Origin of the sequence: Shewanella electrica (assembly GCF_022321485.1) — a bacterium.
GTDB classification, from domain to species: Bacteria; Pseudomonadota; Gammaproteobacteria; order Enterobacterales; family Shewanellaceae; genus Shewanella; species Shewanella electrica.
This window is the reverse complement of the sequence record NZ_JAKOGG010000582.1, coordinates 1-249: the sequence shown is the minus strand read 5'-3', so window position 1 is coordinate 249 and position 249 is coordinate 1. Positions and strand designations below refer to the sequence as shown.

Below are 249 nucleotides of genomic sequence, written 5' to 3'. Positions count from 1 at the left end.
AATCATTTAAATTTCGTGCAGCCTCTTCCTGCAGACCAGGCAGGATATGGCTGTAGGTGTTCAATGTAATATTCACATTTGCATGACCGAGGCGTTCACTCACAATTTTGGGGTGGACGCCTTGTTTGAGTAACAGGGTTGCATGGGTATGGCGCAAATCGTGGAAGCGGATATGCGGCAGATCCGCCTTCAGCACTTCTTTTTTCCAGCGGTCCCGAAAGTTTGTATGATTAACTGGCTTTCCTAATG

The 249-nt window shown here is 47.0% G+C and carries 1 protein-coding gene; it reads right to left on the bottom strand.

What is annotated here, in order from left to right:
- The coding region (locus L9G74_RS21510; RefSeq protein ID WP_238898868.1) for a site-specific integrase at positions 1 to 249 on the bottom strand (249 nt) is incomplete at both ends.